Here is an 11848-nt window from a genome sequence, read left to right as displayed (position 1 = left end):
TGCTCTCCCAGCTGAGCTAATCACCCTTTGCTTCGTTGAGGCCGCGAAATTTACGTGGGTATCGAACCTAAGTCAATAGCCCGCTTGAAGTTTTTTCAAAATCAGCTACAAGGGGCTGAGCTTCAAGCGGCAAGCTATCAGCTCCAAGCGACAAGGCAAAAGCAACAACACAACAGCCGCCACAACCCCACCGTGCTTCTAACTTGCAGCTAACCGCTTGAAGCTTGCAGCTCCCATCACGCATATACCATTTTTTTGGTCATGCCACCGTCGACGACAAACTCTTGCCCGGTGACGAACCCTGCGTTTTTCGACAGCAGCCAGGCCACCATCGCCGCCACGTCTTCAACCGTCCCTACCCTGCCCGCTGGGTGCTGAGCATGGTCGGCGTCTGACAGCGGCTCAGCACGGCGCACGGAAGGGTCACGGGTATCGATCCAGCCGGGGCTGACAGCGTTGACACGGATCTCTGGTCCCAGGCTGATGGCCAAGGCGTGAGTCAGGGCCAGCAAGCCTCCCTTACTCGCGGCATAGGCCTCGGTATCCGGTTCAGACTGCGCAGTTCGGGTTGAGGTCAGGTTGACGATGGCGCCGCAGTGGGCGCGCAGGTACGGCGCACAGTGCTTGGCCAACAACATTGGCCCACTGAGATTGACCGCTAAAACGCGGTTCCAGTAAGACAGGGTCAGGGTTTCCAGAATCGTATTGTGCGGATCAGCCACTGCGGCGTTGCACACCAGCGCGTCAAGACGACCGAATTGCCCAAGAACCTCGGCTACTCCCGCCTTGACTTGTTCTTCGCTGGAGACGTCCATGGCGATGAACAGGGCGTTTTCACCCAGCACTTTCGCCACTTTAGCCCCGCGCTCGCGGTCTAGATCAGTGAGCACCACTTGCCAGCTTTCGGAAATCAGCCAGGCGGCGATACCCAACCCGATCCCTCGCGCAGCGCCCGTGACCAAAGCAACCTTGCCATTACTGGCACCGGTTGCCGCCACCGCCCAATCACTCACAAGGCCGCCAAACCACGTGCCAGATCCGCCTGCAGATCAGCCACGTCTTCGAGTCCGACAGCGACCCGGATCAGACTGTCCAGAATGCCGGCTGCTTCGCGCTCTTGAGGCGCCAAGCGTCCGTGGGACGTCGTGCTTGGGTGGGTGATCGTGGTTTTGCTGTCGCCCAGGTTCGCGGTGATCGAAATCAGCCGCGTCGCATCGATAAAGCGCCAGGCGCCTTCTTTGCCGCCTTTAACTTCAAAACTGACGACCGCACCAAAGCCCTTTTGCTGACGCTTGGCTAAGGCGTGCTGCGGATGGCTCTTGAGGCCGGCGTAGTGGACCTTTTCAACACCGTCCTGCTGCTCCAGCCATTCGGCCAGAATCTGAGCGCTTGCGCAGTGAGCACGCATGCGCAAATTCAAGGTTTCCAGCCCCTTGAGGAAAATCCAGGCATTGAACGGGCTCAACGTCGGCCCAGCAGTGCGCAGGAAACCCACCACCTCTTTCATTTGCTCGCTGCGACCAGCGACCACACCGCCCATGCAACGGCCTTGGCCGTCGATGAACTTGGTCGCCGAATGCATCACGATGTCAGCGCCCAGCAGCAACGGCTGTTGCAGCGCCGGGGTACAGAAACAGTTGTCGACCACCAGCAGCGCGCCTTTGGCGTGCGCCACTTCGGCCAATGCGGTGATATCCACCAGCTCAGCCAATGGGTTGGACGGCGACTCGACAAACAGTAATTTGGTGTTGGCTTTGATAGCCGCGTCCCAGCCGGATATGTCCGCCAGAGGCACGTAATCAACGTCGACACCAAAACGCTTGAAGTACTTCTCGAATAGGCTAATGGTCGAGCCAAACACACTGCGCGACACCAACACATGGTCGCCGGCGCTGCACAGGCTCATGACGATGGCAAGAATGGCCGCCATGCCAGTGGCTGTAGCCACGGCTTGTTCAGCGCCTTCAAGGGCGGCAATCCGCTCTTCGAAGGAACGCACGGTCGGGTTGGTGTAGCGCGAGTAAACGTTACCCGGCACCTCGCCCGAGAACCGTGCTGCTGCGTCTGCGGCGGTACGGAACACGTAGCTGGAGGTGAAGAACATCGGATCACCGTGTTCGCCCTCCGGCGTGCGGTGCTGGCCCGCACGTACCGCGAGGGTATCGAAACCCACACCACCAAGGTCACTGTCCAGCCGACCGGCATCCCATTCGTGAGTCATGCCGTCTTCCCCTTTTAGTTGTTGTACAGATCGATAATGGCGCTGACCGCCTGGGTCTTGACCTTGGACGCATCGTTACGCGCCTGCTCGATTTTCTGCAGGTACACCGCGTCGATGTCGCCGGTCACGTACTTGCCATCGAATACCGAGCAATCGAAGTTGTCAATTTTGACCTTGCCGCCACCCACTGCCTCGATCAGATCGCTGAGGTCCTGATAGATCAGCCAGTCAGCACCAATCAGATCGGCCACGTCCTGGGTAGTACGGTTATGTGCGATCAATTCGTGAGCGCTTGGCATGTCGATGCCGTAAACGTTCGGGTAACGAACAGCCGGCGCCGCCGAGCAGAAGTAGACGTTCTTGGCGCCCGCTTCCCGTGCCATCTGAATGATCTGCTTGCAGGTGGTGCCACGCACGATGGAGTCATCCACCAGCATCACGTTCTTGCCGCGAAATTCCAGCTCGATCGCGTTGAGCTTCTGGCGTACGGATTTTTTCCGTGCAGCCTGCCCCGGCATGATGAACGTGCGGCCGATGTAACGGTTCTTGACGAAGCCTTCGCGGAACTTAACGCCCAAGTGGTTGGCCAGCTCCAGCGCAGCGGTACGGCTGGTGTCCGGAATCGGAATGACCACGTCGATGTCGTGCTCTGGACGCTCACGGAGGATTTTGTCCGCCAGACGCTCGCCCATGCGCAGGCGCGCCTTGTAGACCGAGATACCGTCGATGATCGAATCCGGACGCGCTAAATAGACGTGCTCGAAAATGCACGGCGCGTACTTCGGGTTGGTCGCGCACTGACGAGTGTGCAGCTTGCCATCTTCAGTGATGTAAACCGCTTCGCCTGGCGCCAGATCGCGGATCAGGGTAAAGCCGAGCACGTCCAGCGCCACGCTTTCCGAGGCGATCATGTATTCGACGCCTTCATCGGTATGACGCTGACCGAAGACGATCGGACGGATGGCGTCCGGGTCACGGAAACCGACGATGCCATAACCGGTGATCATGGCAACCACGGCGTAACCGCCACGGCAACGGTGATGCACGTCGCTCACGGCAGCGAACACGTCTTCTTCGGTCGGTTGCAGCTTGCCGCGCTGGGCCAGCTCGTGAGCGAAGATATTGAGCAACACTTCCGAATCGGAGTTGGTGTTGACGTGGCGCAGGTCAGATTCGTAAATCTCTTTGGCCAATTGCTCGACGTTGGTCAGGTTGCCGTTGTGGGCCAACGTGATGCCGTACGGCGAGTTGACGTAAAACGGTTGAGCTTCGGCCGAAGTCGAGCTGCCCGCTGTGGGATAGCGCACATGGCCGATCCCCATATGACCGACCAAACGCTGCATATGGCGTTGGTGGAATACATCACGGACCAACCCGTTGTCCTTGCGCAGGAATAACCGGCCACCGTGGCTGGTTACGATACCGGCAGCGTCCTGGCCGCGGTGCTGGAGGACGGTTAGCGCGTCATACAGCGCCTGATTGACGTTCGACTTACCGACGATACCGACGATGCCACACATGCGACGCAACCCCTACTGAGTGAAACTGGAATACCGGGCACTTCTTACGGCTTTGCAGCAGGTAAGAGGTGATCCTTGAACGGCAGATCAACCGGTAGGCTGATACCGCTGGCTAGCCACTTGCTGGAGAAACCCAAAATCAGGTTTTTTGACCAGTCAGCGACTAATAGAAATTGTGGCAGCAGTTTAGACTGCTGCCACCATTGATCTTGCTGCACCGGTCCCAGGCTCAACAGCCCTACCGCTACAACCACCAGCAAGCCCCCGCGCGCAGCGCCGAAGACCATGCCCAGAAAACGATCGGTCCCGGACAACCCGGTGACGCGAATCAGTTCGCCGATAAGAAAGTTGATCATGGCGCCTACCAACAGGGTGGCGACAAAAAGGATGGTGCAGCCCGCAATCACGCGTGCTGAAGGTGTTTCTATATAAGACACAAGGTACTGCGAAAGCGATCCGCCGAACATCCAGGCAACGGCGCCGGCAATGATCCAAGTGAGCAGTGACAATGCTTCCTTAACGAAGCCGCGCTTCAAACTGATCAAAGCGGAAATGACGATTATCGCAATGATCGCCCAGTCAACCGGAGTAAATGGCACGTTACAGCCTACAGACGGATAAGGCGGCGCATTTTAGCAGAGCGCTTGCCCGTCGGTAAGCAGCGATTACCTACGGAGCGCGAATAGACGGATAACTTAGCCCCGTTCCGGCTGGAAGCGCACCACGAAACCTTTAAGTTTCTGCTGCTTACCCAACTGATCGCGCAATCGATCGGCTTCGGCGCGCTCGATCAACGGGCCGACAAACACCCGATTCATGCCGTCAGAGGTGCGTATGTAAGCGTTATAGCCTTGGGCACGCAGGGTTTTCTGCATCGCATCGGCACTGTCACGGTTGGACAGACTGGCCAATTGCACCGACCAACTGACCGACAGGCCATTGGCGTCGACGTGGCTGGTGTCAGCTGCAGCCGGCTTGGCTGGAGCCGCAGCAGGCACAGTCTTGGCGACTGGGGTCTGGGCCGTTTTTACACCCGCTGCTGGCGGCGGCAACGGCTGCATTGCCGGTACCGGCGCGGCTTGATCCGGCGCGCGGCCCAACTCTTCATCGCTAGGCACCGGTTCTTGTGGCAGTGATTGCGGCTCTGGAACTGAGACCGGATCGACTTGGATCTGAGTCGTCGTTGGCGCTTGCGGGGTGGCGGGCACCTCGACCTGCACGCGACGTGTCTCGTCCTGACGCGAAAACAGCATCGGCAAGAAAATCACCGCCAGTGCAACCAGCACCAGAGCACCAACCATTCGCTGTTTGAACACGTTATCCAGTAGAGCCATTTGCAGCTTCCTCCTTGGCGTGCCGGGCCATCCACTCCAGGCCTTCGGCAACAGAATAAAAAGAACCGAACAGCAAAATCTCGTCGTCCGCAGTCGCTTTGGTGCACTGCGCATCCAAGGCTAGCGCAATACTTGAGTAAGACGTCACCTGCGCGCCAAGGTTCTGTAGGGCCGCCTGCAAGTCGCCAACGGCGTAGCTACGAGGCGTCGGCAGTGGCGCGACAGCCCAGTCCTGAACACCCGCAACCAACTCGGTCAGTACGCCAGGCAGGTCTTTGTCCGAGAGCAATCCAAACACCGCCAAACGCTTGCCGCTTACCGGGCGCGCTGCCAGACGCTGGGCCAAATAGTGCGCCGCGTGTGGATTATGGCCGACGTCCAGCATCAGATTCAGCGGCGTGCCGTGCCAGCTGATCTGGCGTCGATCCAGACGACCGATCATTCGCGTACGGCTGAGCGCGGCACTGATCTGCGCCGGCTCCCACGGTAGCGCGAGCAAGGCATACGCCTGCAGCGCCAACGCGGCGTTTTCCATGGGCAGATCGAGCAACGGTAAATCCCGCAATTCGATGGACTGCCCTTGGGCGTCACGTCCGCGCCAATGCCACGCGCTGCCGGTCACGTCCAGGTCGAACTCCCGGCCGCGTAACAGTAACGGGCAATTGAGTTCGTTGGCGCGATCAAGCAACGGCGCAGGCGGATCGAGGTCGCCGCACAGCGCGGGCCTTCCCTCACGGAAGATGCCAGCCTTTTCATAAGCGACTGACTCACGGCTATCACCGAGATAATCGGCGTGATCGACACCAATGCTGGTGACCAGCGCCAGATCGGCGTCAACAATGTTGACCGTGTCCAAACGGCCACCAAGACCAATCTCCAGCACCACCGCGTCCAGCGCAGCACGCTCGAACAGCCAAAAGGCCGCAAGCGTGCCCATCTCGAAATAGGTCAGGGAGACATCGCCACGCGCCGCTTCTACTGCCGCGAAGGCGTCACACAGCTCGTCATCGGTCGCCTCAACGCCCTGCACTTGCACTCGCTCGTTATAGCGCAGCAAGTGCGGCGAGCTGTAAACGCCGACTTTGAGGCCCTGCTCCTGAATCAACGAAGCAATAAACGCGCAGGTAGAACCTTTGCCGTTAGTACCCGTAACCGTGATTACCCGAGGCGCTGGCCGGGTCAAGCCCAACGCGAGCGCCACCTTTTGCGAACGCTCCAGGCCCATATCGATGGCCACGGGGTGCAATTGCTCAAGGTAGGCAAGCCAGTCGCCCAGGGTACGCACCGTCATACAGTGGCCGGGACCGGTGGAACAATGATCGGCTCAATCGGTGCGGCAATGAACTTGGGTGTAGGCAGGTTCATCAATTGAGCCAGCAGATTTCCCAGGCGCGGACGCAACTCTTGCCGATGAACGATTAAATCGATAGCGCCGTGGGCCAGCAGGAACTCACTGCGCTGGAAGCCTTCTGGCAGTTTTTCACGCACAGTTTGTTCGATCACGCGTGGGCCAGCGAAGCCGATCAGGGCTTTAGGCTCTGCAATAATCACATCACCGAGCATTGCCAGGCTGGCGGATACGCCACCGTAAACCGGGTCAGTCAGCACCGAGATAAACGGCAGACCTTCTTCACGAAGACGCGCCAACACGGCTGAGGTCTTGGCCATTTGCATCAGCGAGATCAGGGCTTCTTGCATCCGCGCACCGCCAGAGGCGGCGAAACAGATCATAGGGCAGCGATTTTCCAGCGCGTAGTTAGCGGCGCGGACAAAGCGCTCACCAACGATAGCGCCCATGGATCCGCCCATGAACGAAAACTCGAATGCACACGCAACCACCGGCATACCCATCAAGGTGCCACTCATGGAGATCAGTGCGTCTTTCTCGCCGGTCTGCTTCTGCGCAGCCACCAGGCGGTCCTTGTACTTTTTGCTATCGCGAAACTTCAGGCGATCCACTGGCTCCAGCTCTGCGCCCAACTCGGCACGGCCGTCAAGGTCGAGGAAGATATTCAGGCGCGCACGTGCGCCGATACGCATGTGATGATTGCATTTGGGGCAGACGTCCAAGGTCTTTTCCAACTCGGGACGATAAAGCACCGCTTCACAGGACGGGCACTTATGCCAAAGCCCTTCTGGTACCGAGCTTTTTTTCACCTCGGAACGCATGATCGAAGGGATCAGTTTGTCTACCAACCAGTTGCTCATGCTTTCTTTCTCCAGTACCGATGGCTTGAACGCAGGGGGTGATTAACAGCCCTGCATATGCCCTTTTAAACTAAATTCAATGCCCGCATGCTAATTGCTGCGGAAGGTTTATGGACGGTGGCTCTGCGCCAACCGTCACATCACGCCAACAACCTGCTGAAAGCCTTATTACCAAGAACCGCGAACCGCTTTCATGAAGGCGCGGATTTTTTCGTGATCCTTGACGCCCTTACTGGCCTCCACACCCCCGCTGACATCAACCGCATAAGGACGGACTTGAGCAATGGCCTGTGCAACGTTCGCCGGGTGCAAACCGCCCGCCAGAATAATCGGCTTGCTCAACCCCTGCGGGATCAATGACCAGTCGAACGCTTCACCGGTACCACCGGGCACGCCGGCCACATAGGTGTCGAGCAATATACCGCTGGCCTTGGGATAAGCCCGGCAACTGGCAGCGATATCGTCACCTGCCTGCACCCGCAACGCCTTGATGTAAGGCCGATGATAGCCGTCGCAGTCTTCGGCGGTTTCGTTCCCGTGAAACTGCAAAAGGTCCAGCGGCACCACTTCGAGTATCTCGGTCAATTCGCAACGACTGACATCGACGAACAATCCAACGGTGGTCACAAACGGTGGCAAGGCTGCGATGATGTCCCGGGCCTGTGCCGCAGTAACAGCCCGAGGGCTTTTGGCATAAAACACAAAACCAATGGCATCTGCACCTGCATCAACGGCGGCCAACGCATCTTCTATACGGGTAATCCCGCAGATCTTGCTGCGAACGGCTGACATATCGTGAAAACCTCACCGCTTTTGTTCGGGAAAGTCCGGGATGTTAACAAATGCTTTTCCGGGCGTCAGCCGTCAAGTTCAGCGAATCCGGTCAGAAAGTGTGGCCCGATGTAGCGTTTCGGCAACGCAAACTCATCGTGGTACTCCACTTGCACCAGATAAAGCCCGTATGGATGCGCAGTTACGCCACCGGTACGACGCACCCGACTCTCTAGCACTTCCTTGGCCCACTCAATCGGGCGCTCACCGGTACCGATGGTCATCAATACCCCCGCCACGTTGCGCACCATGTGATGAAGAAACGCGCTGGCGCGAATATCGATGACGATCATCTGCCCATGCCGGGTGACGCGCAGGTGGTGCAGTTGCTTGATCGGCGATTTCGCTTGGCACTGACCAGCCCGGAAAGCGCTGAAATCATGGGTACCTACCAGATACTGCGCCGCCAGCGCCATGCGCTCAGCGTCGAGCGGGCGATGGTTCCAAGTGATTTCCTCACCCAGATGCGCCGGCCTGATGGGATCGTTATAGATGACGTAGCGATAACGCCGGGCAATCGCCTTGAACCGGGCATGAAAATGCGCGGGCATGACCTTGGCCCAACTGACGCTGATGTCGTGGGGCAAATTAATATTGGCGCCCATGACCCAGGCTTTCAGTGAACGCTCGGCCAATGTATCGAAGTGCACCACTTGCCCGCAGGCATGCACGCCGGCATCGGTGCGGCCAGCGCAAAGCAGCGAGACAGGACCATCGGCGACTTTGGACAGCGCTTTTTCAAGGGTTTCCTGAACCGTCAGCACACCGCTGGCCTGACGCTGCCAGCCGCTGTAACGCGAACCCTTGTACTCGACGCCCAATGCGATTCTGGAGAAACCGGCGGCAGCCATTTCGTCTGCCGCAGTTGTGATAGTTTTCAATAACTTACGCCATTTTCGTTTCCGTAATGGCGATCATTATACGGCCCCGCTGGTTCAGCGCCACGCGGGGCCTGTTTTTTTGGTCGATCCAACCCGTTGAGCCCATGCCGAGATCCCTGCGGGAGGGAACTTGTTCACGAAGAAGCTGATACGGTCTTCCTGAACTACCTCGGCGCTGCAAAGACCTTGGCGAACACGTTCGCTCCTACACACGTGGCCGTTTAAACCCAGCGGCTTATCAGCTCAGGCTGGCGAGCATGTCCCGTGCTTCGGTTTTCTGGGCTTCATCACCCTCACCGACCACTTCATCAAGAATGTCTCGGGCACCGTCACTGTCGCCCATTTCGATGTAGGCACGTGCCAGATCAAGCTTGGTCGCCGCTTCGTCGGTGCCCGCAAGGAAATCGAATTCAGGCTCGTCATCTGCATCCAGTGCATCTTAGCGGTGAAACTGGGCGGCGTCGCGAATGGCTTGGCCATCGGCGGCTGATCCATGCGCTGAGACAGACGATCCAGTTCCGCGTTGACGTCGTCGAGTTCAGTGGTGAAGGCGTTGGGTGCGGGGTCAGTGTCGATGTCATCCGACAGCGACAAGTCGAAGTCGTCAGGCAAGTCGTGATCGTCTTCAGACTTTTTAGCGTCCGCAGCTGGATCAAGCGCAGGCGTGTCATCAAACGCGGGCAGATCGCGCAAGTCATCTTCGAGGCTGAGGAGGAAATCATCCTCGGCGGTCGTTGAAGGCGGCTCTTCCGAAAGGCCCAGATCAAAGTCCGCCAAATCTTCAGGGGGCGATTGCTTGGCTTCATTCTGCTGACGCAACACCGATTCAAAACTCAGCTCGTCATCATCGAGCGTCGGCTCGTCCAGCACCGGCACCGTGCGGTCCTCGACGATGGCTGGAGAAGCTTCTTCCAAATCGTCCAGGCTCAAGTCAAAGTCTTGATCGAACGGATCGAGTTCATCGACAGGCGGTGCAACTGCGGGTGCCGGCGTCACCACCGGCGCAGCTACAGGTGCTGGTGCTGGTGCTGGTGCAATTTCAGGTACGGGTGCTGGTGAAGGCGTTTCAGACTCATCGAGCATCAAGTCTTTGACGTAATCGGCATGCATTTCAGCTGCCAGCGCTGCAGCGCCCAGGCCAGCACCTGCCATCAGCATCATCGGAAAGCGACTTTTCAGTTGCTCCACTTCCGCGTGATTTTTACCGTTGGCCACCAACTTGCGTTCTTGGGCGGTAAAGCCACTGCTGTCTCCCTGCTCTGCGTAAATCTCCATTAGCTTCAGGCGCAGCTCGCTGCGCTGAGGCTCATCCTTGATAGCCTCTTCCAGCAACTCGGCAGCCTGATTCAGGCGACCATTGGCAACATGCACGCTTGCCTGATCAAGCACATCAGTCGAACGCTCACGTACGGGTTCTACGATCACCGGTGCCGGCACTGTCACGGGCACCGGCGCCAGCTTTACGCTTGGGGGCGGAACATCCAGGCCTTCAAAGCTCGTTTCCGGCAGATCCATGTCGCTCGCAAATTCGGACTCTTCAGCCAGCGCGCGTGCCATGCGTTTGTGTTTTTCTGCCTCCTGCCGGGCATTGCGACGCCTGGCAAGAAGCAGCAACAACAGCAAGATAATCACTAAAGCGCCACCACCCACCAATCCCAACAGCAACGGGCTGGCAAGCAATTTACTCATGGCGCTGTCGGTATCGGCGTTCTCTACCAACCCGCCAGGTGCAGGGGCAATTGGCGCCGCTTCAGGGGCCGCTGTCGCTTCAGCCGCAGGGGGCAACGCATCTTCCGGCGCGATCTCACCGGCAGGCTTCACCGGTACTTCGGCACCCGGCGCAGGCGCCGCAGCGACCAATGCCGCGGGCAGCGCCGGTGACGTTCCTGGCGCAGTGTCGGCAGCGGCCGGAGCAGTACCGCTTTGAGCCTGCATTTTGGCCAGTTGGTCGTTTTTCAGCTGAATCAACCGCTGCAGCTTGTCTAGCTGGCTCTGCAGATCGGTCATGCGGCTTTTCAGTTCTGCGTTGTCACGACGGGTTGTGTCGAGATTTTCCTTGGCCACCGCCAATTGATTGTTGAGCGCCTTGCTGTCCCCGGCAGCGCCTTTTCGGCCCGATTTGGGGTCGCCTGACACCAGGCTCAGATTGTCTTTGGTCTCAACACTGGCGGGGGCGGCGTCGGCCTTGGCATGCCGGGTCGCGTCAACTTGGCGTGCCTTCGACGGCAAACTGCGGCCCTGACGCCAGGCACGGTTCTGCTCAGCCACTTGCGCGACAGCTTGAGGTTGCGGGGTGGCGGCAACTTGCTGTTGATCCGGAAGGCGCAGCACTTCACCGATTTTCAGGCGGTTAATGTTGCCATTGATAAACGCCCCAGGGTTCAGTGCCTGAATGGCCAGCATGTTCTGCTGAACCGAACCGCCATTGCGCACGCGTGCAGCAATTTCCCACAACGTATCGTGTTTGTTGGTGGTGTATTGAGCAGCCTTGGCCTCAGCAGCAGGCGTCGGCGCAGGTGGCGTCGCCGGGGCCTCAGCGGGCGGCGTATCAGCAACGGCAGGCGCTTGGGTCTGAGCAGGCGTTATCACTTGAGGCTGTGCGGCTGCCGGAGCCGGGGCGGCTGGCGCAGGTGCGGATTTAGGCGGGTCAAGCAGCACGCTGTATTCGCGCAGCAATCGACCGTTCGGCCAAAGGACTTGCACCAGAAATTTCATGTAGGGATCGCGAACCGGCTTGGTCGACGTGATCCGCAACACACTTTTACCGCTGGCGCTGATTACCGGGGTAAACGTCAGGTCATCAAGGAACGCTTGCCGATCAACACCCGCCTTGGCAAAGTCAGCAGACGTGGC

At 58.6% G+C, this 11848-nt stretch carries 9 protein-coding genes and 1 pseudogene; all 10 read right to left on the bottom strand.

Annotation, left to right across the window (positions count from 1 at the left end; genetic code table 11):
* Positions 1–236 precede the first annotated feature (236 nt).
* A complete protein-coding gene (locus M0974_RS08980) occupies positions 237–998 on the bottom strand; it encodes an SDR family oxidoreductase (protein ID WP_297835475.1) in 762 nt (253 codons plus the stop codon).
* Between the two features lie 11 nt (positions 999–1009).
* Complete coding sequence (locus M0974_RS08975; RefSeq protein ID WP_297835471.1) at positions 1010–2221, bottom strand: O-succinylhomoserine sulfhydrylase; 1212 nt, start codon at positions 2219–2221, stop codon at positions 1010–1012.
* Positions 2222–2235: 14 nt separating this feature from the next.
* Positions 2236–3741 carry an amidophosphoribosyltransferase gene (gene purF / locus M0974_RS08970; RefSeq protein ID WP_297835469.1) on the bottom strand — a complete coding sequence of 502 codons (1506 nt, stop codon included), beginning with the start codon at positions 3739–3741 and terminating at the stop codon, positions 2236–2238.
* A gap of 44 nt (positions 3742–3785) precedes the next feature.
* A complete protein-coding gene (locus M0974_RS08965) occupies positions 3786–4340 on the bottom strand; it encodes a CvpA family protein (protein WP_297835468.1) in 555 nt (184 codons plus the stop codon).
* A 96-nt stretch (positions 4341–4436) separates the two neighbouring features.
* Positions 4437–5075, bottom strand: coding sequence for an SPOR domain-containing protein (locus M0974_RS08960; RefSeq protein WP_297835466.1), 639 nt, complete (start codon positions 5073–5075; stop codon positions 4437–4439).
* Positions 5059–6366, bottom strand: a complete 1308-nt coding sequence (folC, locus tag M0974_RS08955) for a bifunctional tetrahydrofolate synthase/dihydrofolate synthase (RefSeq protein WP_297835465.1) — start codon at positions 6364–6366, stop codon at positions 5059–5061. Before folC ends, M0974_RS08960 begins: the two co-directional genes overlap by 17 nt.
* Positions 6363–7283, bottom strand: a complete 921-nt coding sequence (accD, locus tag M0974_RS08950) for an acetyl-CoA carboxylase, carboxyltransferase subunit beta (protein WP_297835464.1) — start codon at positions 7281–7283, stop codon at positions 6363–6365. The genes folC and accD overlap by 4 nt, the downstream gene beginning before the upstream one ends.
* Before the next feature lie 168 nt (positions 7284–7451).
* Positions 7452–8075, bottom strand: coding sequence for a phosphoribosylanthranilate isomerase (locus M0974_RS08945; RefSeq protein WP_297835461.1), 624 nt, complete (start codon positions 8073–8075; stop codon positions 7452–7454).
* Positions 8076–8140: 65 nt separating this feature from the next.
* Positions 8141–8965 (bottom strand): tRNA pseudouridine(38-40) synthase TruA, encoded by an 825-nt coding sequence (gene truA / locus M0974_RS08940; protein WP_297835473.1) that lies wholly within the window; start codon positions 8963–8965, stop codon positions 8141–8143.
* Between the two features lie 268 nt (positions 8966–9233).
* A pseudogene (locus tag M0974_RS08935) lies at positions 9234–11848 on the bottom strand (FimV/HubP family polar landmark protein); the annotation flags it as partial.

Origin of the sequence: Pseudomonas sp. (assembly GCF_026224925.1) — a bacterium.
GTDB lineage: Bacteria > Pseudomonadota > Gammaproteobacteria > Pseudomonadales > Pseudomonadaceae > Aquipseudomonas.
Note: the sequence above shows the minus strand (reverse complement) of the source record. Positions and strands in the feature narration are given on the sequence as shown.

Excerpts from the sequence above, each read along its gene's own strand:
- folC (WP_297835465.1), bottom strand. The coding sequence starts at position 6,366 with ATGACGGTGCGTACCCTGGGCGACTGGCTTGCCTACCTTGAGCAATTG.
- M0974_RS08960 (WP_297835466.1), bottom strand. The coding sequence starts at position 5,075 with ATGGCTCTACTGGATAACGTGTTCAAACAGCGAATGGTTGGTGCTCTG.
- M0974_RS08945 (WP_297835461.1), bottom strand. The coding sequence starts at position 8,075 with ATGTCAGCCGTTCGCAGCAAGATCTGCGGGATTACCCGTATAGAAGAT.
- purF (WP_297835469.1), bottom strand. The coding sequence starts at position 3,741 with ATGTGTGGCATCGTCGGTATCGTCGGTAAGTCGAACGTCAATCAGGCG.
- M0974_RS08975 (WP_297835471.1), bottom strand. The coding sequence starts at position 2,221 with ATGACTCACGAATGGGATGCCGGTCGGCTGGACAGTGACCTTGGTGGT.
- accD (WP_297835464.1), bottom strand. The coding sequence starts at position 7,283 with ATGAGCAACTGGTTGGTAGACAAACTGATCCCTTCGATCATGCGTTCC.
- truA (WP_297835473.1), bottom strand. The coding sequence starts at position 8,965 with ATGGCTGCCGCCGGTTTCTCCAGAATCGCATTGGGCGTCGAGTACAAG.